Consider the following 21,337-nt stretch of genomic DNA (forward strand, 5'->3'; position numbering starts at 1 on the left):
GGCACTCTCCTCGTTTGAAATTCTAACCTCACTAGTACTTCTCTTTATTTTTATTGTAACTACTTTCTTAAAAGGAAAATACTACACTGTAAAAAAGAACTACCTTTCTTTTACTTATTATGAAGTGAAACTATAAGCATGATTTAAAAAGCATTTAAATATGATATAGAGAAAAACAACTTAATTCAGGAGGTCGCTATGAAAGCAATTATTTGCACAAAATACGGGCCACCTAACGTTCTCAAACTTCAAGACGTAAAGAAACCTGATCCTAAAAAGAATGAAGTATTAGTTAAGATTCATGCAACAAGTGTAACAACTGGAGATTGTAGAATGCGAAGCTTTACTAGTCCACTTTTATTTTGGATTCCTATGCGAATTGTATTAGGTTTTAGAAAACCGAGAAACCCTATACTTGGCGTAGAATTAGCTGGAGAGGTTGAGAACATTGGATCGGATGTAACTCAATTTAAAAAAGGAGATTCTGTCTTTGCATTAACTGGACTCCATGCTGGTGCTTATGCTGAATATACATGTGTACATGAAAGTGGGCTAATTACCTTAAAACCAAACAATTTAACATACGAAGAAGCTGCTACTATTCCTTTTGGTGGAACTTCAGCATTACACTTTCTAAGAAAAGGACATATAAGGAAAGGGCAAAAAGTACTTATATACGGTGCCTCTGGGTCAGTAGGGACAGCTGCTGTGCAACTTGCTAAACATTTCGGCGCGACTGTTACAGCTGTTTGTAGTAATTCAAATTTTGATTTAGTAAAATCTTTAGGGGCTGATAACGCAATTGATTATACGAAAGAGGATTTTACTGAACGAGGCGAGCGCTACGATATTATATTTGATGCAGTCGGAAAATATAATAAGTCTCTTTGTACAAGTGCATTAATGCCTAATGGAAAATATGTATCTGTTAATGGAACGATGGCAAAAGTCAGTAAAGACGATATGAACCTACTCAAACAACTAGCTGAAACAGAAAAGCTAAAACCTATTATTGATAGAACTTACCGATTAGAAGAAGTTGCAGAAGCTCATACGTATGTAGAAATGGGCCATAAGAAAGGCAACGTTTCGATTACCTTAAAATAAAATATATTCAGAAAATAACGTTGACAATTCCTTTTGTAAGATTTACTATTAGTACCATATTTAAAAACTACATATACATACTCTTATCAAGAGTGGCGGAGGGACTGGCCCGATGATGCCCGGCAACCGAGCTTATAACGTATAAGCTAAGGTGCTAATTCCTGCAAAACGAGTTTTCGTTTTGGAAGATAAGAGAGGAACCTATTTCGTATATTCGGCACCTCTCTTATTTTGAGAGGTGCTTTTTATTCTGGAACGTATATTAAGGGGGAATTATAGATGAAGAAAGTATTATTGAGCATTGTAAGTGGAGCAGTACTATTATTAGGCGCATGTAGCGCAAATTCAGATAAAGAGGTAAAAACATTAGATGAGAAAAAAATTACTGTCGGTGTAACAGGTGGACCACATGAACAAATTTTTGAAAAGGTTAAAGAAGTTGCGGCAAAAGATGGTCTCGAAATTGATATAAAAGTATTTAATGATTACGTAGCACCAAACGTTTCGTTAGATGAAAAAAGCCTTGATGTAAATAGCTATCAAACGAAATCATATTTAGATGTATTTAAAGCCGAACGCAACATGAAATTAACTGAAGTATTTTCAACAGTAACATTCCCTATGGGCGTATATTCTAAAAGCTTAAAAGATATAAAAGAATTAAAAGAGGGCGACGCAATTGCTGTACCAAATGATCCGACAAATGAACTTCGAGCTTTAAAGTTATTTGAAAAAGCAGGGGTTTTAAAAGTTGATCCAAAGGCTACAGAAAAAGCGACTGCGAAAGATGTAATTGAAAACCAAAAAAATTTAAAGATTGTTGAATTAGAGGCATCTCAATTACCAACACAGCTAAGTGAAGTGAAAGCAGCGGCAATTAATACAAACTTTGCATTAGGTGCAAAATTAAGTCCAGCGAAAGATTCTATTTTCCGCGAGGGAAAAGATTCACCATATGTGAACTGGGTCGTTGTTCGTACTGAAAATAAAGATGATGCTGTCGTAAATAAATTAAAGAAAGCTTATCAATCTAAAGAAGTAAAAGATTTCATTGAGAAAAAATTTGATGGTTCTGTTTTACCGTCTTGGTAGGAGCTGACTATAATGATTGAATTAAAAAATATTTCCAAAGTATTTTCAACAAAAAAGGGGAATGTCGAAGCTCTTAAATCAACTTCTCTTAAAGTGGCAAAGGGCGAAGTATTTGGAATCATCGGATATAGTGGCGCTGGTAAAAGTACATTAATCCGCTGTGTAAATTTATTAGAAAAACCAACGACAGGAAATATCATTGTAAACAATCAAGACTTAACAACTTTGTCGACAAAAGAACTAGCAAAAGCGAGACAAAAAATCGGAATGATTTTTCAAGGATTCAATTTACTTAAAACTGTTACCGTTTATGAAAATATCGCATTACCGTTACGCCTTGCTGGCATTCCAAAAGCGGAAATTGAAAATAGAGTAGAAAAGTATTTACGCATTGTCAATCTTTTCAATCGAAAAGATGCTTATCCGAGCGAACTTTCTGGCGGCCAGAAACAGCGTGTTGCGATTGCTCGTGCACTATCACATGAACCCGAGGTTTTATTAAGTGATGAAGCAACGAGCGCATTAGATCCAGAAACAACCGATTCTATCCTTGATTTGTTATTAAAAATCAATGAGGAAATTGGAATCACGATTTTACTCATTACACATGAAATGAATGTCATCCAGCGTATTTGTGACCGAGTTGCCGTTATGGAGCATGGATCTATAGTCGAAAGCGGGACTGTGAAAGATATTTTCACAAATCCACAACATGTAACAACGAAGAAATTTGTAAATAGCGCATTTGCAGCGAAAATTCCAGAAGAAGTACAAAAAGAATTACAAACTACTGGTGAAATTGTAACACTTTCTTTTATAGGAAATTCTTCAGGAGAACCAGCACTAGCTGTCGCTACAAAACGTTTCCAAGTATATCCTCATATTTTATCCGGTAATATTACGCAGTTAAAATATGAGGCATATGGGAAACTGGTCGTTCATATGCAAGGTGAAAAAAATGAAGTAAACCGTGCTTTATCATTTTTACAAGAGCAAGGGATCATCGTAGAAGGAGGTAGAACAGATTATGGAAAACAAGTCCTTTTTGGATGAATGGGGTAAAGTAATATGGGAAGCAACAATTCAAACATTTCAAATGACATCTATTTCATTACTCATCTCTATCCTTATCGCATTACCACTTGGTGTCACGCTTGTTTTAACAAGACCTGGTGGACAGCGAGAAAATAAAATCATCTATCCTATTCTTAATACAGTTATTAATATCATTCGCTCTCTTCCATTTATCATTCTATTATTCTTCATTTTACCTTTTACAAAGTTTCTAATGGGAACATCCATTGGCGTGCAAGGTGTTATCGTACCACTTGTTGTCTTCACAGCCCCTTATATCGCACGTTTAATGGAGACAGCTTTACTAGAAGTGGATCGTGGTGTTATTGAAGCTTACCAAGCAATGGGAGTCTCTACTATAAAAATCATTTGGCACGTCATGGTTAAAGAAGCACGCCCATCTCTTGTACTCGGATTAACAATCGCAACAATTGGCTTAATTGGCGCAACAGCAATGGCTGGTCTTGTAGGCGCTGGTGGGCTAGGGGACTTGGCATATCGCTTCGGACATTTACGCTATGAACCTGAAGTAATGTATGCAACCGTCTTTATTTTGATTATCCTCGTTCAAGGATTACAGTCTTTAGGGAATGGTGTTGCACGGAGATTAAAGAAAGATTAAAAAAGAAGGTATCTCACCGAAATGAGATACCTTCTTTTTATCTTTTAAATCCACCTTCTGAATGAATAACTTGTCCAGTAATCCACTCTGCTTCTTCACTTACCAAAAACTTAATTAGTCTTGCTGCATCCTTTGGCTCACCAATTCTACCAGAAGGAAACATTGGCTTTAATCCTTGCTGTATCTCTTCATTCATCCATCCTGTATTAGTTGGACCTGGGTTAATTGCATTCACTGTTATTCCTAGGTGGGCCACTTCTGCTGATAACGTACTAGTAAGAGCGTCAATAGCTCCCTTCGTTGTTGCATACGCTAGTTCTCCTGCCATAGGTCCCTTAAATTGCCCCGAAGTAATATTAACAATTCTACCCCCAGACGTCTTCTGAAATCCTCGCGCAAACTGACTACTGAGTAATGTAGTTGCACGGACGTTTACCATATAATGCTTATCCAACTCTTCAACAGTTAAATTAGAAAAATCATTATTAGTAGAGTAAGCTGCATTGTTAATTAATATATCAGGGTATCCTAATTGTTCAGTAGCTTTATTTATAAGCTGCTTTGGTGCATCATTCTGAGTTAAATCCAACTCTATACTCGATACTTTAACACCGTTTTGTATTAACTCTTCTGTTAATTGTATTTGTTCATTTTTCTCAACGCCCCAAGGCATCTCTTTATCATACTCTGTCCAATACGTAAAAAATATATCGTATCCAGCTTCAGCTAACTCTTTACAAATAGCTGCTCCTATACCATCTAGACGACTTACACCTGTAACAACAGCTACTTTATTTTTTAATTGATTCATAATATACTCCTCCAAGTTTAAAGGACGCACATTTTATATGGGAGATATAAATTTCCCCACAAAAAAAGATAGATACATAATGGCATCTATCCTTACCGAAGGAATGACCACGCCAAATATGCAGTCCTTGAATGATTTACAGATAGCTAAATAAACCCTCATGTATGAGAGAAAAAATAATCTATCCAATTGCTAATCATTACAAGTTCATCCACATATCTAGTCTTTGCCCCCTTTTGATATATCTCTATTTCTATCATAGCAATCTGACGCAACGTTTTAAATAATAAAATATTTTTGCACCCTTACAAAAAACAAACACCAATATCCACTAATAAATTTCTCTTATTACCATTAAATTTAAATATTAAAATAATGAAAATAATCAGAAAAATACTGGTAAATAATGGTTTGTTTTCTTATAATAAAACATGGGGCTAATGTGAGAGTTTAGTTTTAAACAAATAGGGGGAAGAAAAATGTCAAAAAGAATAACTTCTTTATTTTCTACAGTAATCGTAGCGGTCTTTCTACTAACTAGCTGCGGTCAAAGCGATACGACAAATAAAGAACAAAAAGAAAATACAACCAAAGAAAGTAAAACAGAAAAAACGGATGCACCGAAAGAAAATAAACCTGAAGAAAAAAAATCCGAAGATAAAAAAACTGAAGATACAACTACCAGCTCAAGCGATTATTCCAAACTTATTTCCTATATGGAAAAAGAAACAGGTGGTAAAACAAAAGTTCTTTTTGAAAATAAGGACCCACAAGTCTATAAAGCTGAAGATGTTTCAGTATCGCTGAATAGTTATACATTAGTTGAATTAAACGGATTCCATACGGACTTTAACATTCCATTTAACCGTCAAACAGAGGGCGGAGTTATTCTTGTGAACTATAGCGTAAAAAATAGTTCAGCTAAAGATATTTATTATATGCCAGCATTGGACATGTCATTTACTGGCGCTCAGAAAGTATATAGTAACTATAAAGATTTAATTCCAAAAGAAGATCAGCTACCAACTAAGCTTGCTCCAACGAATGATTATTTAGTAAAAGCAGGGGAAACCATTTCTGGTTATATCGCTTACCCATTTGGAAAAGATGATTTAGCGAAAATTTCAAGTCTCTCAACAGTCTCAGTCACAGTCCCAACTGCACAAGCTAATAAAGGGAAATTTGATGCCCCAATCGGAAGCCCTGGAAGCTTTTCATTGAGTTTAAATAAACAAGGCGCTGAAAAGGTTGCAACAGATAAAACTTTCTACCAAGATAAAGCTACTGCTAATAACATGGGCGATAAAAAAATGGTAAAGGAGAAATCAAGCATTAATAACAGCCAAGAATTAGGCGCTGTTAAAGTTACATTAGATGGATACCAATTTGCTCAATTCACGCCAAATTCCGTCGAGGCTCCACGATTTGCAAATTTCAAAAACGGTATTGTTCTATTAACAGTAAAATTCAAACTCGATAACAAAGATACACAAGACGTTGCACTATCTCCTATCAGCTCTACATTGAGAGTTAATGATGGTACACAATATACGATTAGCGAAGGCATGCTACTAAATTACGATTATAACGCTTCAGTCAAAACCGGAACATCTGGAGAGCTACTGCAAGTATATATTTTAGATCAAGAGCAATATGAAAAGATTTGGAAAGACAAAAGCTTTGAGATTGAGCTAGGACCTATGAGAAATAAAGAAGCAAAAGATATTTCACAAGGTAAAAAAGCTAAATTTACATTACCTAAATAAATTACTAAATATATAATAGAAAAGGCATATAACATATGATTGTTATATGCCCTTTCTATTTTTATAAAAACAAGTCTTAACACAAATTTTTTATTTATGTGTATACATTTACCATTACCTATCCGTTGTATAAGTGTAGGGAGGAAAAATGATGGGAAAAGAAAGTATATTGACCTCCTATCTTATCAGTTTAGGAGAGGAAGTGTTCAAGCTATTACTAGCGAAAGGGGCTATAAAAGAAGATGCAGAAGACATCATCCAAAATACTTTCTATAAAGTATACACATTGCTGGATGACTTGACCGAGAGTAACATACGTCCATGGTTTTTTAGAGTCTCTCTAAACGAATACATTGACTTGAAGAGAAAAAAAGAGCAGCAAAACATCTATTTAACTGAAGAGATGTATTCAAATCTACAATATACAGACCGAGAATTAGATGCTGTTTTAAATAAAGATGAGATTTTCTATCTATTAAAAGATATAAAACTAGAATATAAAGAGGCCTTCTTTTTAAAATATTATTATGGTTTTTCATATGAAGAAATTGCTCTAATACTAGATATTCAAGTAAATAGCGTCAAACAAAAATTACATCGCGCACGTAAAACAATTCATTCTACAGTAGGAGGAAAAACTTAATGGATACTTCTTTAAAAGATGCGTTAAAAAAAGCTAAGAGGAAACAGTTACTTAAAATCATCACTACTTCTATTATCGTTGTAATCATACTTATCCCTATAATTTATACGGTTGGCAATTACTTTGCAGCGAAAAGTTCTACGAAGCTTCACGAACGGCTCTTTTTACATAACGCAATTGCAGAACCGAATGTCCATATTGATTCCCAAGTTACGAGTAATTCTTCTATGTTTGGTGGCAATATCGTATCTAACCGTTCTAAAAACATTAACGGTTACTTAGTACGATGGAATACACTGACAAGCTCTTACGATTGGTTTCGCTCTAACATCGATTACAATGAGTTAATACCAGGATCTTATTGGTCTAGTACAGAGTCTTATAATTACGATAAACAAACGAAAAATAAAGTTGCTAAATTTTATAATCCAGCTATCAAGGAATATCATGATGGAGTCAAAAATGAATTAAGTGCAGTTTCAACAATAGAAAACTATGTGGCGGAGGTTGCTATCTCTTTCAATCAACCTTATACATTAAAAGAAATTCAAACAAAAATACCAGATAACTTAAATATCGTATGGCTATATATGGCCTCACCTATTAGCGATGAAAGCAGAGGTCCTGCTGGCATGCCAGTTTACGGATTCAACCCAGAAAAGTCCCCTGAAAAAGCGTACAAAGAGTTTATCGATTCACTTAAACAATACGATGACGATGGACATGACGAAGACATTCAAAAGTTTTTAAAATCAAACAAAAACAAACCATTTGATCAAGTAAAAATTTTAGGGGTCATGCTAACTGGCAAAACAGAAAACTTTAAGGCATTAGAAAACCAAGACTTTATTCGCGGTGCTTCTGTAGGGGTTACTGCACAAGTAGTTCCTTATATAAAACCAGAGAAATAATAAGGAAACGACAAGATAAACTAATAGTAGATAATGAAAAGAACATACATTAATCAGTTCACTATGGGAGCCATCTATTTTAATGGAGAGCTCCCATCCCTCATTTATTGTTCGCCTTCCCAAAAATAAATTTCACAATACTTTATGTACAATTTTACAAATGAAAAATTATAAATTTGTTCACATTATATCAATTGTGAATCTTTTCACAATTGATATATAATAAACATGTAAATAAAATATTGGAGGGATTTCAATGGTTATCAATTTTTTAAGAACTGATAAACGTGCTACTTTCATATTATTACTTTTACGACTTTACATAGGATATTCTTGGATTACTGCTGGAATAGGAAAAGTTTTAGGACAATCTTTTGATGCCAGCGGTTTTCTAAAAGGTGCTATCGCTCAAGCATCAGGTGATCACCCTGCAGTACAAGGATGGTGGGCAGATTTTCTTCAAAACTTTGTTCTTCCACATGCAGACTTATTTAGCTTTTTAGTGCAATGGGGAGAAATTTTAGTAGGCTTAGGTTTAATTTTAGGTGGATTAACAAAAACAGCTGCATTTTTCGGAATCATAATGAATCTTTCATTCTTATTAAGCGGAACTGTTAGTGTAAACCCAAACATGCTTATTTTAACTATGTTCATTTTAATTGCAGGACATAATGCTGGACGTATTGGATTAGACGGTTATGTTTTCCCAAAACTTTTCCGTAAAAATAACTACGAAACATATAAGTTAAGTAAAACTACATAGTAACAGTTCATCTTTAAAATATAAATAAAAAAGAGCCTAAATGCAGGCTCTTTTTATTTACATAAAACTTAAATCTTTAACGAACCACGAAAACCTCTGGCAGCATAATAGGAATCTGCTCCATTGTGGTACACGAAAACGTGTCCGAAGCGATAATCGCAAAAAAGAGCACCACCGAGCTCTCTAATATCTGACGGTGTTTGTACCCAACTTGATGATTTCATGTCAAAATTCCCAAGTTGTTGTAACTCTCGATATTGTTCTTCAGTTAATAGTTCAATACCCATAGCAGTTGCCACATCAATAGCAGCATTTTCTGGTTTATGTTTTTTTCTTGATTCTAGCGCTTCACGATCATAACAAAGGCTCCTGCGGCCTTTAGGACTCTCCTTTGAACAATCATAGAAAGTATACTCGTCCTTCTCTTCATCATAACCAACAACATCCGGTTCACCACCAGTTACTTCCATTTCGTTAAGTGACCATAACTTTTCAGTATTAGCAGTCAACTTCGCTTCGACTTTAGCCCATTCAAGACCTTCATGGCGGTTCATATTTTTCTCGAAGCGTGCTTTCAATGCTCCAAGTAATTCTTCACGCTGTTCTATTGATAACTCCATTTTATTCTCTGTCATATTAGTCCTCCTTGTTGTGTTTACTGATAGTAGTTTAAGTATATATTTTATAATAAATCGTCTCAATATGAAGACTGTTTCAACCTTATGTATCCTGTACAAATATCCATTATAAAGTCCTAAAACCCTCCATACTTTCTCCAAGAATATAGTGTGAAAACCACATCAAATTCTGCTTCATAATAGCCAAATGAATTCCTGGCTGGTCAGAACTATATGCCATTCCTTTAAATATAATTAATTCTGTATCAACTTCCATATCTCTTAGTCCTTTATATAGCTCATATGCATTTGTAGTTGGGATTCTTGCATCCTTTTCACCATGTTGGATTAGGGTAGGAGTACAGGCTGATTTAATATACGTCATTGGTGATGTTTTCGTATATATCCCTGGATCATTCCATGGAGTATCTCCTAAATACATTCTAATAAAGTAAGGTATATCTGTATTCACATAATGGGTACTCCAGTTAGTAATTCCACCGCCCACTGAAATAGCTTTAAATCTACTACTAAATGTAGAACAGAAGGCTGATATATATCCCCCGTTGCTCCATCCCATAACCCCTACTCTATTTTTATCTACAATCCCTTCTTCAACTAGTTTATCCACTCCGGATATAACATCATCGTAGTCAGCAATTCCCTGTTTTCTATAGTTTGCTTTTAAGAATTCATTACCATAACCAGAACTTCCCCTGTAGTTTGGTTCTAAAACTATAAAGCCTTTTTCGATAAACTGTTCAATAGGATATTTCTCATTAAAACAGTCTGAAAATATCGGAAAGGATGCCCAAGCCGGACCACCATGGGTTACCACTAATAAGGGATATTTTTTATTTGCATCAAACTCTACTGGGGTTGATAAAACACCCTCTATTTCAAGACCATCACTACTTTGCCATGAGATTATTTCCCTGTTACTTTTAAGCTTTCCTTTGAAAAAGCTATTTTCATTCGTTATTTTTTTATCGTCTAAATAGATTTCAAAGGTTTCGTTTGTTATAGCCTTATTATAGGATATATGATTTCCATCCCTTGTTATAGAAGCATCCATTATAAAGCTATCTACTTTTTCGCTTAATATTTCCACAGTGCCATCCTCAGATAGCAATCCAATAAGATAATTCGTTTTATTCTGCCATCTAATTAAAATTCCTTTAGCTGTCCACTGTAATGGCATAACCGTACTATCAAAATCTGTTAAAGGGTGAATTAGCTCTCCATTATGAATATCATATATCTCTAATGTACTGTCTTGTATATGGGTCTTATAGTAATCTTTCTCCCTTATGCTTGCTGAATAACATACTTTGTTGCCTTCAGGAGAAAAACAAACGCTACCTCCTAACAACTTATCTATATTCAGCCTTTGTAACTCTCCAGCTTTAATATCTAATATGTATAGATCTCCATTTATATACTCTCCCATATTTGGGCTTGGTGTAGCCATGAATACAACCTTTTTCCCATCATGTGAAATATCAAATTCATGGATATGAAAATCCTTCCCATCAGTTAGTTGATAAACAATGCTATTTTCGTGTTCATATTTATCACTTTGTATCGCTTTTTCTATTTCAATGTAATATAAACAATTATTTTGGTCTTCCTTACCTATATGGTGGAAATCTCCATATAGTTCTTTACGTTTCTTTATCACCTCACATTCTTTTGACTGTGCAACATAATAAAATCCTTCCCCAGTAGAATCCCATTTGAAATTACTGACCCCTTCTTTTTCATCAGTAATTTGAACCACGCCATAACCATCTATTGACTTAACAAAGATCTGATTTTTCTTATTATCCCCGTCACCAACTGAGCTAAGATATGCGATATTCCTAGAATCTGGCGACCATAATGGGTATGTACTATCTATTTCCCCAGTTGTTAATGGATAACTCTGTCCCTTATCGTTTTCATATATCCATACATAATCCCTATATGTATTTTCTTTCCAGTTAGCTATCTTTTTGACAAATGCTACATTTTTTCCATCATCACTTATGTTTGTACTTGATAAGGTTTGTAATGAAATAATCTCTTCTATACTTAAATAAGTTTTTTCTTTCACTTTCATTAATAAACCCCCTCTTAATATCTAGTCCATTAATGCGCCCATGCTTCCAATATTCCCGTTCAATTTCAAACTTCTCCAATATAGGTTCTTCTAACAGCTTATCTTTCATTTTGATAGTATGAGTGACTTCAAATACACCTTGTCCTTTATCAACTGTTAATAAAAAGTCCGTTGTCATAACAATTAAATCGCCTGTTTTTGAATCAGCTAGGTGTTTAATCCCAAGCTCTTCAGCAATAACAATCGTCTCTTCTTGTGATAATAAAGGAAATTACTCACTAATACCTAAAACGATACCAGAAAATTCAGATAAACAAAAGTACTTCCGTTCCAAATCCAGTAAAGTGAAACTTTAATAAGTGGGGGCTCTTTCCATCCCTCACTTATTATTAGTTAAACCAATCGGGCTTTTACGGGCAGTTGATTTCTCAACTACCTTCCTAACACTTGCTGACTTTTGAGGTGGTAGTCTTACTGCCCATTAGTGCGGGATAAAGCTTCTATTGCCTGCCGGTTTTTATACATTTTATCTTGTTGACCGCCCTAATGAAGAAACAGCTTAAATTTTAAGCCAAGGCTGATAATCTGCCCCACTACCAGTTCCTCGTCCCTCTTTAATCCACTTATCGATTTTAAATGTTCTTTTTCTTTTCGACACAAAAACACCCCTTTAGATAAAAATATCCAAAGGGATGAAGCTTCGCAATTCTATTTTAAATCTACATAAACTAGTTACTCTACCAATCTCCTACTCAACCGTAACAGATTTAGCTAAGTTACGTGGCTTATCAACGTCACACTCGCGGTGAAGTGCTGCGTAGTATGAAATAAGTTGTAATGGAATAACTGCTACTAGCGGCGCTAGCGCTTCGTGTACAGCTGGTAATACAAAGCTGTCACCTTCCATTTCTAAGCCTTTCATTGAGATAATACATGGGTTAGCTCCACGCGCTACTACTTCTTTCACGTTACCGCGAATTCCGAGGTTCACGTGCTCTTGTGTAGCAAGAGCGATAACTGGTGTACCGTTTTCGATTAAGGCGATTGTACCGTGTTTTAATTCTCCTCCAGCAAATCCTTCTGCTTGGATGTAAGAGATTTCTTTTAGTTTTAACGCACCTTCTAAACCTACGAAGAAGTCTACACTACGTCCGATGAAGAAGCAGTTACGCGTTGTTGCTAAAAATTGTTTTGCTAATGCGTCCATTTCTTCTTTTTGATCACAAAGTACTACCATTGCATTTGCTACAAGTCCTAATTCATGTGTTAAATCGAACTCAAGAACTTCACCTTTTGCTTTTGCAATGTCAGCCGCTAAGATTGAAAGTACTGCAAGCTGAGCTGTGTATGCTTTCGTCGATGCAACTGCGATTTCTGGTCCTGCGTATAATGGAAGTGTATAATCAGCTTCACGAGAAAGCGTAGAACCAGGTACATTTGTAATTGTTAATGCTTTATGACCCATTTCATTTGTTTGCACAAGTACTGCACGGCTATCTGCTGTTTCACCACTTTGTGAGATATAAATGAAGAATGGTCTTTCTGTTAATAATGGCATGTTGTAAGAGAATTCACTTGCTACGTGTACTTCAACTGGTACTTTCGCAAATTTCTCAATGAATTGCTTTCCAACAAGACCTGCATGATAACTTGTTCCGCATGCAATGATATAAATACGATCGCTATCTAAAATTGCATTACGGATATCTGCATCCAGTTCAATCTCGCCATTTTCACCTTGGTATTTTTGAATAATATTACGGATTACAAGTGGTTGCTCATCGATTTCTTTTAGCATGAAATGAGGATACGTTCCTTTTTCAATATCACTTGCATCTAATTCCGCTGTATACGGTGCACGTTCAATCGTTTCACCTTGTAAGTTTTTAATTGTAATGCTTTCTTTCGTTACGATTACGATTTCTTTATCCATTAACTCAATAAATTGATCTGTAACTTGTAACATCGCCATAGCGTCGCTCGCCACAACATTAAAGTTGTCACCAACACCTACTAATAGCGGGCTTTTGTTTTTAGCAACATAAATCATGTTTGGATTTTCAGCATCAAGTAGTCCGATTGCGTAAGAACCATGTAAAAGAGATAACGTGTTACGGAACGCGTCTTCTACACTTAGTCCTGTGCTTACTTGTTGTTCCATAAGCTGTACGATAACTTCTGTATCTGTCTCACTTACGAACGTTACATCTTGTAAATATTCCTTTTTCACTAACTCATAGTTTTCAATTACACCGTTATGAACTAGTGTAAAGCGCTTTGATGTACTTTGATGCGGATGCGCGTTTACTTTGCTTGGAACACCGTGTGTAGCCCAGCGTGTATGACCGATTCCCACACTTGCTGCTACGTTCTCATCTACGATTTCGCGAAGTTTTGCAATACGGCCTTTTTCTTTGTATACAACAACACCGTTCTCTGCTTGTACTGCAATACCTGCTGAATCATATCCACGATATTCTAGTTTTTCTAAACCTTTTAATAAAATTTCCTTTGCATCTTGCTCTCCAATAAATCCTACGATTCCACACATGTTTAGTCGCCGTTACAAATGCTTACACTGCTTTGCGAACATGTAACGACATAGTCCGATACCATTTTATTTATATTAAAAAAACGGATTACATATTGCTAGCCCTGTAAGCTTGTAACGGCTTTCACCTTCCTCTCAATTGGGTTTAAGTCCGTATACACTTATACAGCTAGTTTTCATCCGTTCCTTTTCTCTCACCACACTTTCACCTTTGTCCACTAAGTCACCTTAATGTTTTAAGTAAAAGCTTACGGTTGTGATGAACAACCGGGAGTCATCCGCCGAAATCTCGATAAACTCCACCTCGTCAACTACACTACTTGTAGTTCTGGCGCTTTTATAATTTACAATATTTACTTTGAGAAAAAGAACAAGACCATCTTATAACAAACAATATAAACCGTCAATGAAATTTTTTTCATTGTCTATAAAACATATGAAAAAGGAGCACTTCTTGTGCTCCTTTTAAAACAAATTCAGCTAATTATTCAGCGCCAACTTCAGCTTTCACAACTTCTACAATACGGTGTACATAAGCGTCACAAACTTCTTGTGTTGGTGCTTCTGCCATTACACGAATAAGTGGCTCTGTTCCAGATGGACGAACAAGAATACGACCATCGCCGTTCATTTCTTCCTCTACAACACGAATAATCTCTTTAATTTTTTCATTTTCTAATGCTAGTTTTTTATCTGTTACACGAACATTTACTAGTAATTGTGGGAATTTCGTCATCTCACCCGCAAGCTCAGATAATGGTTTTTTCGTCATTTTCATGATGTTTACAAGTTGAAGTGCACTTAACATTCCATCACCAGTTGTAATGTAATCAAGTAAGATAATGTGACCTGATTGTTCTCCGCCCAGGTTATATCCACCACGCTTCATTTCTTCCATTACGTAGCGGTCACCAACTGCTGTTTTATCACTTGTAATACCATTTGCTTCAAGTTCTTTATAGAAACCTAAGTTACTCATAACTGTTGAAACAACTGTATTATGTTTCAATTGACCAGTTTCTTTCATGTACTTCGCACAAATGAACATAATTTGATCGCCATCAACGATGTTTCCTTTTTCGTCTACTGCGATTAAACGGTCTCCGTCACCATCAAAAGCAAGTCCGATGTCAGCGCCTTTTTCTTTCACTAATTTAGCTAAACCTTCTGGATGCGTAGAACCTACTCCATCGTTAATGTTCATACCGTTCGGTGAAGTTCCCATTGTTGAAATGTCAGCTTCTAAATCTGCAAATAAGTATGGAGCTAACGAAGACGTAGCACCGTGTGCACAATCTAAAGCGATATGTAGACCAGAGAAATCTTCCTCTACAGTTTGTTTAATATATTGTAAATATTTTTGTCCACCTTCAAAGTAATCGCTCACTTGTCCAAGGTTAGTACCTGTCGGACGTGGTAGCTCATCCACTTCTTTGTCTAATAAAGCTTCGATTTCTGCTTCTTGCTCATCTGTTAATTTAAAGCCGTCTGAACCGAAGAACTTGATTCCGTTATCTTGTACCGGATTATGAGATGCAGAAATCATAACACCTGCTTGTGCGCCTAACGCTTTTGTTAAATAGGCAACACCTGGTGTAGAAATAACACCAAGACGCATTACTTCTGCTCCAGTTGATAACAGACCTGCTACTAAAGCTCCTTCTAACATATGGCCAGATACACGTGTATCACGACCGATAATTACCTTTGGACGATCTGTATCTTTTGTTAATACATAACCACCAAAACGTCCGATTTTGAAAGCTAACTCAGGTGTTAACTCCTTGTTTGCAACTCCGCGTACTCCATCTGTACCAAAATACTTACCCATTATGATTCGCTCCTTTTTCTTGCTCTTTTTGATTATCTACTGTTGGTTCTTGACTAGTTTCTTTATCTTTATCTTTTTCTTTTTCTTTTTCCTGCTCCTTTTCTGGATCAGGTTCAGGATTTTTTGGTTTCTCAGTTTGATTTTCTTGATTGTTGTTTGAATCCGGTTGTTGACCGTTACCCTGTACTTCTTTATCTGGATTTTCTTTCTTCACAATTGTAACTTTAGCACTTTTTTGTTTTGGTGCTATCGAAATACTACCAGGTCCACTCACTTGAATAGAAATATCTTTTGTCCCTGAAGATGCATTTTGTAAATTAATTACCGCTGTTATTTGAGCAGCGGTTATTTTATCTACTACACTTTCTTCTCCCGAAATATCAACACTTATTTTTCCATCCTGCGGTGAAAGTAACTGGACAGTAACATCGTTTGGAACTCCACTTTTTTGAATCGTGATACCATCAATCGTTCTTGTTTTCGTTTGTTTTACTTTCTGTATCCCTACGGAAACCTTCACTTGATTCGGCTTTGCGCTTGTTACACCCTTTGGCAATAAAACAGAGGTATCGAATGCTGTAGACTCCGTCAATTGACTAAGATCTACTTCGACCCCCTCTATAGATTGTATATTATCCAAGATATCTTTTGGACCAGCTATCGTTACTTCTCTCGGCTCAATACCGATATTTGTAACAGCCAATCCTTCTGGCAAACTTCCCTTTTTCGTATATGTTACAGGAACAGTTTTTTCGGTGTTGTTTGCTGTAGCTTGCGTCGCTACATTCAATGTTACATTAATTTTAGATGGATTTGTTCTTACATTTAAACGTTTTCCTTCTTTATTGTATAATGTAACTTCTGCTGTTTTTGTAACAGTTTTATTAACACCTTTTAAATCGATATATGCCTTAGCAGAAGAAATACTTTCTATTTCTTCTTTCGTCCCAACTACTTCAACAGTATCCGGCTTAATACTCGATTTCTCAAGAGTAGCACCTTCTGGCATCTGATCTTCATTTGATAATTTCAGATCTACATGAACATATTTTTTCGCTTTTTCATGAAGAGTGACTTTAATTGTTGATGGCTGAACTGTTCCTTTCACATCATCTGGAAGCCCATTCGTTTTTAAAGAAACCACATAAGTTCCTTCTGGACGACCTTGTAAGTCAACTGGTATATCAAATTGTTTTTTTGCTTTCGTTGCAGCAACTGATGCTTTTGGACCCTCTAGTTTCACCTTAACGCCCTCTGATGGAATACCACTTACAATATATTTATCTTCATCATACTTAAGGTTAATAGCATAATTAGTTAACGTTTCTTTCGCTTCATTTACGAAAGGTAATATGCCCGATGTCGTATTTTTTTCAGTTAAAGCTGCTGACATAAAAAGCATACACGCCAATAGTAATGAGATTCCTTTTAAAAACCAATGATTCTCCATTAACTTATCCATGACGCTTCCTCCTCCAATTCCATAAAGACGAAGAAGTTGTTTTTTCGTTCCCACTAAACTCTGCTAACAACATATCCTTCAGCTGTTCTGCCTTCAGATCACGGTGCAATTTACCGTTTTTCGTTAAAGAAATTTGCCCCGTTTCTTCCGACACAACTACTGTAATACTATCAGTGACTTCACTAACTCCCATTGCAGCACGATGCCTAGTTCCTAATTCCTTAGAAATAAACGGGCTTTCTGATAATGGAAGATAACATGCTGCTGCTTTAATCGTACTTCCTTGCATAATTACTGCTCCGTCATGAAGAGGCGTATTTGGAATGAAAATATTAATGAGTAATTCCGATGATACATTTGCATTTAACGGAATCCCTGTTTCTACGTAATCACCCATCCCGGTCTCTTTTGACAAAGTAATTAACGCACCAATTCTACGTTTCCCCATATATTCTGTTGCTTTTGCTATCGCTGTTGCAACCATTTCAGGTTCAGCATCCTCATGAGTTCCAGCACGCGAAAATAAACTCCCGCGTCCTAGCTGCTCAAGTGCTCTTCTCAATTCTGGCTGAAAGATAATAATAACGGCTAAAAATCCCCACGTTAATACTTGTTCAGTTAGCCAATATAGCGTATGCAATTCAAGGAAAATACTGATCATCCGAACAACAATAATAACTGTAATCCCTTTTAAAAGTTGAACAGCTTTCGTCCCTCGGATTATAAGAATTAGCTTATATATAATAAACCATACAACGGCAATATCTAATGCCGTACTAAGATATTTCAAAATGGTCGTATCTTCAAAAGGCATGCTAACCCTTCCTCCTACTTACGAGCAATTCTATCCATATATTGAAATATTGTTTTATGCTCTATCTGTATGTATTTCCAACAACTAGTTAATTATACCATACTTGAAACAAACAACAATTACAAACACCCCCTGTAGCTTAAATTGGTAAGATGTCAAACATTCTTATCGTATAGTATAGTATAAATCATTATTATACGCCTATTTTCAAATAAAAAAAGCAACTTCTCAGTTGCTTTTCTTACATTTATTTTAGTTTTTCACCGAATAAAGAACCCATTAAAGCAACCGCTGTTGTTGCCGTTCTATTTCTCTCATCTAATATCGTATTTACTTCAACAAACTCAGCAGATGTAACAATATCAGCTTCCGCTAACATTTCCATCGCTAAATGACTTTCACGATAAGATAGCCCACCAATTACAGGCGTTCCCACTCCTGGTGCATCATGAGGATCAAGACCATCTAAATCCAATGATAAGTGAACACCATCAGTATGAGATAAATACGCAATTGTTTCTTCCATAACAGCAGTCATACCCATACGATCAATTTCATGCATTGAGAATACTTTAATACCCTCATTACGAATAAAGTCCTTTTCTCCTTCATCTAATGCACGTGCACCGATAATTACAACGTTCTCTTTTTTCACCTTTGGGTATGCCCCATATAAATCTACAAGTGAAGGATGTCCATAACCTAAACTTGCTGCAAGTGACATTCCGTGAATATTTCCAGATGGTGAAGTTTCTTCTGTATTCAAATCACCATGTGCATCATACCAAATAACACCTAAATTTTTATAATGTTTCGCCACACCAGCTAGTGTACCAATAGCAATACTATGGTCACCACCTAATACAAGTGGGAAACGACCTTCTTCTATAATATGATCCACCTTACTTGCCAATTCGTTACATACAGTCGCAACTTGTGTAAGGTTTCTTAATTTTGTATTTTCATCTACTTCTTTTTCTCTTTCTATACATATATCTCCCATATCTTTAACGTCATATCCAATTCCTTCAATTCTTTCAATTACCCCTGCATAACGGATCGCGCTCGGTCCCATATCAACCCCACGACGCATCTGTCCTAAATCCATTGGAACTCCAATAACTGAGATTTCTTTTTTCATAGATAGTATCCCCCTTTTATGCCTTCACTAAATATTTTAAATCTTTTATATAGTCTGACTCAACTCGACATTTTTCTGCATGGATATACAATTTATTCACTAATATCTGCGTTAAAATCCAAATCTTAAGACTATTCCATGTATAAAATTCACTTAATGAAACAACTGGTACCACTATGAGCTAACAATAAAAAAACGCCTCTACATTTAGAAGCGTTTTTTCGATGCTATTTTCCACACCGACGCAATATTTTTCGCTGTCATTTCGATATTCTCTCTTGCTGCTTTATAAGCTTCTTCTAATGTCATTGGCGTCGTTACAGTACTAAACACCGCATCAATTCCTCTTTCATAAACTACCGTATAATTCGGCAATACAGAACCACCAATCGCAATTACAGGGATATGATGCCTTTTCGCACGTTCCGCAACACCAACAGGAGCCTTTCCATAAGCTGTTTGTTCATCTATCTTTCCTTCACCTGTCACAACAAGATCCGCCCCCACTATATGCTCATCAAAGTTTATATAATCTAATACAATTTCAATCCCTTTACGTAATTCTCCTCGTAAAACTGCAACAACAGCTGCTCCCATTCCACCAGCAGCACCTGCACCTGGAAGCTCGGCTACATCTATATGTAGAAATTGCTTTAGTATTTTAGCATAATGTTGTAAATTGTTATCTAACTCTCTCATCATTAACTCATCAGCACCTTTTTGCTCTCCAAATACAAAAGATGCTCCCTTTACACCAATTAGCGGATTATCTACATCACAAGCCGCTTCTAACTTTATGTCCTTTAAACGTAAATCCAGCCGAGAAAAATCAATAGAAGTAATCGAATGTAATGTTCCTCCAGAGGGATCTATTACTTCACCTTTTTCATTTATAAATCTTACCCCTAAAGCTGACAACATACCTGTTCCACCATCATTCGTTGCACTTCCACCAAGCCCTAAGATAATATGCTGAACCCCTTTATTAAGCGCATGTAATATAAGTTCTCCCGTTCCTCTTGTTGTTGTAACAAGTGGGTTCCTCTTTTCCATTGGAACGTGCTGTAAACCCGACGCTGCTGCCATTTCAATAAATGCTGTCCTCTTATCATTAGATATGCCGTAAAAAGCCTGTATGGGCTTGCCAAGCGGTCCTGTTACACTTAGTCGGATCATCTCTCCATCAGTCGCATCAACAAGAGATTCGGCAGTTCCCTCTCCTCCATCTCCAATCGGTACTTTAATGTACTCTCCTTTAGGAAAAACTTTTAAAAACCCTTTCTCAATCGCCTCACATACTTCTATTGCTCGTAAACTTTCTTTATATGAATCCGACGCAATAACCACTTTCATGCTTAACTTCTCCCCCTTTACACTCTTTCTCTTTTATTTTAATCTTTATCAGTACAATTACATACAAAAAAAGCTTACATCAAATGATGTAAGCTTTTTTATTCGTATGGAGCCTAGCGGGATCGAACCGCTGACCTCCTGCGTGCAAGGCAGGCGCTCTCCCAGCTGAGCTAAGGCCCCTTAGTAATTAAGCGGAAGACGGGATTCGAACCCGCGACCCCAACCTTGGCAAGGTTGTATTCTACCACTGAACTACTTCCGCGAAAATGGTGAGCCATGAAGGACTCGAACCTTCGACCCTCTGATTAAAAGTCAGATGCTCTACCAACTGAGCTAATGGCTCGTAAATGGCTGGGCTAGCTGGATTCGAACCAGCGCATGACGGAGTCAAAGTCCGTTGCCTTACCGCTTGGCTATAGCCCATTAATATTTACTAGTATGGTTATCTTTTCAAAAAAATAAACCCTCTCAGGTTATTTTAAAGAAAATGGTGGAGGGGGGCAGATTCGAACTGCCGAACCCGAAGGAGCGGATTTACAGTCCGCCGCGTTTAGCCACTTCGCTACCCCTCCGACATTTTAAAATATATGGTGGAGGATGACGGGATCGAACCGCCGACCCCCTGCTTGTAAGGCAGGTGCTCTCCCAGCTGAGCTAATCCTCCAAAAGTGGTGACCC

General features: G+C 36.3%; 17 protein-coding genes, 6 tRNA genes, 2 pseudogenes and 1 riboswitch. Of the genes and pseudogenes, 8 read left to right on the plus strand and 17 right to left on the minus strand.

Translation table 11 applies throughout. The features are described 5' to 3' along the window. The first annotated feature begins 198 nt into the window (after nucleotides 1-198). The 4 genes from ACQKNR_RS24360 (at nucleotide 199) to ACQKNR_RS24375 (ending at nucleotide 3,895) form a co-directional block, all read left to right on the plus strand. Entirely contained in the window at nucleotides 199-1,107 is a 909-nt protein-coding gene (locus ACQKNR_RS24360; RefSeq protein ID WP_427321388.1) for an NAD(P)-dependent alcohol dehydrogenase, read from the plus strand. A gap of 80 nt (nucleotides 1,108-1,187) precedes the next feature. Then, nucleotides 1,188-1,302, plus strand: a riboswitch (SAM riboswitch). 84 nt (nucleotides 1,303-1,386) lie between these two features. Beyond that, on the plus strand, nucleotides 1,387-2,199 hold the full coding sequence (locus ACQKNR_RS24365; RefSeq protein WP_427321390.1) for a MetQ/NlpA family ABC transporter substrate-binding protein: 813 nt from the start codon (nucleotides 1,387-1,389) through the stop codon (nucleotides 2,197-2,199). Between the two features lie 12 nt (nucleotides 2,200-2,211). Continuing rightward, nucleotides 2,212-3,252 (plus strand): methionine ABC transporter ATP-binding protein, encoded by a 1,041-nt coding sequence (locus tag ACQKNR_RS24370; RefSeq protein ID WP_427321392.1) that lies wholly within the window; start codon nucleotides 2,212-2,214, stop codon nucleotides 3,250-3,252. Continuing rightward, nucleotides 3,227-3,895 (plus strand): methionine ABC transporter permease, encoded by a 669-nt coding sequence (locus ACQKNR_RS24375; RefSeq protein ID WP_427321394.1) that lies wholly within the window; start codon nucleotides 3,227-3,229, stop codon nucleotides 3,893-3,895. Before ACQKNR_RS24370 ends, ACQKNR_RS24375 begins: the two co-directional genes overlap by 26 nt. A 37-nt stretch (nucleotides 3,896-3,932) precedes the next feature. On the opposite strand, the gene ACQKNR_RS24380 is transcribed toward ACQKNR_RS24375, so the two are convergent. Next, on the minus strand, nucleotides 3,933-4,706 hold the full coding sequence (locus ACQKNR_RS24380; RefSeq protein WP_427321396.1) for an SDR family oxidoreductase: 774 nt from the start codon (nucleotides 4,704-4,706) through the stop codon (nucleotides 3,933-3,935). Nucleotides 4,707-5,185: 479 nt separating this feature from the next. Between ACQKNR_RS24380 and ACQKNR_RS24385 the strand changes: the two genes are divergently transcribed. The 4 genes from ACQKNR_RS24385 to ACQKNR_RS24400 all read left to right on the plus strand — a co-directional run bounded on the left by ACQKNR_RS24385 (nucleotide 5,186) and on the right by ACQKNR_RS24400 (nucleotide 8,789). After that, complete coding sequence (locus tag ACQKNR_RS24385; RefSeq protein WP_427321398.1) at nucleotides 5,186-6,472, plus strand: DUF5068 domain-containing protein; 1,287 nt, start codon at nucleotides 5,186-5,188, stop codon at nucleotides 6,470-6,472. A gap of 151 nt (nucleotides 6,473-6,623) precedes the next feature. Continuing rightward, nucleotides 6,624-7,115, plus strand: coding sequence for an RNA polymerase sigma factor (locus tag ACQKNR_RS24390; RefSeq protein ID WP_427321400.1), 492 nt, complete (start codon nucleotides 6,624-6,626; stop codon nucleotides 7,113-7,115). Continuing rightward, nucleotides 7,115-8,026: a sigma factor regulator N-terminal domain-containing protein gene (locus ACQKNR_RS24395; RefSeq protein WP_427321402.1), complete on the plus strand. Its 912-nt coding sequence runs from the start codon at nucleotides 7,115-7,117 to the stop codon at nucleotides 8,024-8,026. The genes ACQKNR_RS24390 and ACQKNR_RS24395 overlap by 1 nt, the downstream gene beginning before the upstream one ends. Before the next feature lie 256 nt (nucleotides 8,027-8,282). Further along, nucleotides 8,283-8,789 (plus strand): DoxX family membrane protein, encoded by a 507-nt coding sequence (locus ACQKNR_RS24400; RefSeq protein WP_427321404.1) that lies wholly within the window; start codon nucleotides 8,283-8,285, stop codon nucleotides 8,787-8,789. A 68-nt stretch (nucleotides 8,790-8,857) separates the two neighbouring features. On the opposite strand, the gene ACQKNR_RS24405 is transcribed toward ACQKNR_RS24400, so the two are convergent. The 16 genes and pseudogenes from ACQKNR_RS24405 to ACQKNR_RS24480 all read right to left on the minus strand — a co-directional run bounded on the left by ACQKNR_RS24405 (nucleotide 8,858) and on the right by ACQKNR_RS24480 (nucleotide 21,323). Then, the gene (locus ACQKNR_RS24405; RefSeq protein WP_427321406.1) at nucleotides 8,858-9,424 is read right to left on the minus strand and encodes a DUF4256 domain-containing protein; all 567 of its coding nucleotides are present in this window, start codon (nucleotides 9,422-9,424) and stop codon (nucleotides 8,858-8,860) included. A 109-nt stretch (nucleotides 9,425-9,533) separates the two neighbouring features. After that, complete coding sequence (locus ACQKNR_RS24410; protein ID WP_427321408.1) at nucleotides 9,534-11,507, minus strand: prolyl oligopeptidase family serine peptidase; 1,974 nt, start codon at nucleotides 11,505-11,507, stop codon at nucleotides 9,534-9,536. After that, a pseudogene (locus tag ACQKNR_RS24415) lies at nucleotides 11,428-11,754 on the minus strand (TnsA endonuclease N-terminal domain-containing protein); the annotation flags it as partial. The gene ACQKNR_RS24410 and the pseudogene ACQKNR_RS24415, both read right to left, overlap by 80 nt. 501 nt (nucleotides 11,755-12,255) lie before the next feature. Continuing rightward, a complete protein-coding gene (gene glmS / locus ACQKNR_RS24420) occupies nucleotides 12,256-14,058 on the minus strand; it encodes a glutamine--fructose-6-phosphate transaminase (isomerizing) (protein WP_002175412.1) in 1,803 nt (600 codons plus the stop codon). A 12-nt stretch (nucleotides 14,059-14,070) separates the two neighbouring features. Then, nucleotides 14,071-14,256 (minus strand): annotated as a pseudogene (locus ACQKNR_RS24425) (hypothetical protein). Between the two features lie 286 nt (nucleotides 14,257-14,542). Next, nucleotides 14,543-15,889, minus strand: a complete 1,347-nt coding sequence (gene glmM / locus ACQKNR_RS24430; RefSeq protein WP_427321410.1) for a phosphoglucosamine mutase — start codon at nucleotides 15,887-15,889, stop codon at nucleotides 14,543-14,545. After that, on the minus strand, nucleotides 15,882-17,351 hold the full coding sequence (locus ACQKNR_RS24435) for a CdaR family protein (RefSeq protein WP_427321412.1): 1,470 nt from the start codon (nucleotides 17,349-17,351) through the stop codon (nucleotides 15,882-15,884). Before ACQKNR_RS24435 ends, glmM begins: the two co-directional genes overlap by 8 nt. Continuing rightward, complete coding sequence (cdaA, locus tag ACQKNR_RS24440) at nucleotides 17,344-18,165, minus strand: diadenylate cyclase CdaA (RefSeq protein WP_427321414.1); 822 nt, start codon at nucleotides 18,163-18,165, stop codon at nucleotides 17,344-17,346. Before cdaA ends, ACQKNR_RS24435 begins: the two co-directional genes overlap by 8 nt. Before the next feature lie 247 nt (nucleotides 18,166-18,412). Continuing rightward, nucleotides 18,413-19,306 carry an arginase gene (gene rocF / locus ACQKNR_RS24445; RefSeq protein WP_427321416.1) on the minus strand — a complete coding sequence of 298 codons (894 nt, stop codon included), beginning with the start codon at nucleotides 19,304-19,306 and terminating at the stop codon, nucleotides 18,413-18,415. Between the two features lie 207 nt (nucleotides 19,307-19,513). After that, nucleotides 19,514-20,659: a glycerate kinase gene (locus ACQKNR_RS24450; protein WP_427321418.1), complete on the minus strand. Its 1,146-nt coding sequence runs from the start codon at nucleotides 20,657-20,659 to the stop codon at nucleotides 19,514-19,516. 107 nt (nucleotides 20,660-20,766) lie between these two features. Next, a tRNA-Ala gene (locus ACQKNR_RS24455) sits at nucleotides 20,767-20,839 on the minus strand. Between the two features lie 10 nt (nucleotides 20,840-20,849). Next, a tRNA-Gly gene (locus ACQKNR_RS24460) sits at nucleotides 20,850-20,921 on the minus strand. A gap of 5 nt (nucleotides 20,922-20,926) precedes the next feature. Continuing rightward, a tRNA-Lys gene (locus tag ACQKNR_RS24465) sits at nucleotides 20,927-21,002 on the minus strand. 5 nt (nucleotides 21,003-21,007) lie between these two features. Next, a tRNA-Gln gene (locus ACQKNR_RS24470) sits at nucleotides 21,008-21,082 on the minus strand. A 65-nt stretch (nucleotides 21,083-21,147) separates the two neighbouring features. Then, a tRNA-Tyr gene (locus tag ACQKNR_RS24475) sits at nucleotides 21,148-21,231 on the minus strand. Nucleotides 21,232-21,247: 16 nt separating this feature from the next. After that, a tRNA-Val gene (locus tag ACQKNR_RS24480) sits at nucleotides 21,248-21,323 on the minus strand. Nucleotides 21,324-21,337: the final 14 nt, after the last annotated feature.

Origin of the sequence: Bacillus sp. NPDC094077, from assembly GCF_050279465.1 — a bacterium.
Lineage (GTDB): Bacteria > Bacillota > Bacilli > Bacillales > Bacillaceae_G > Bacillus_A.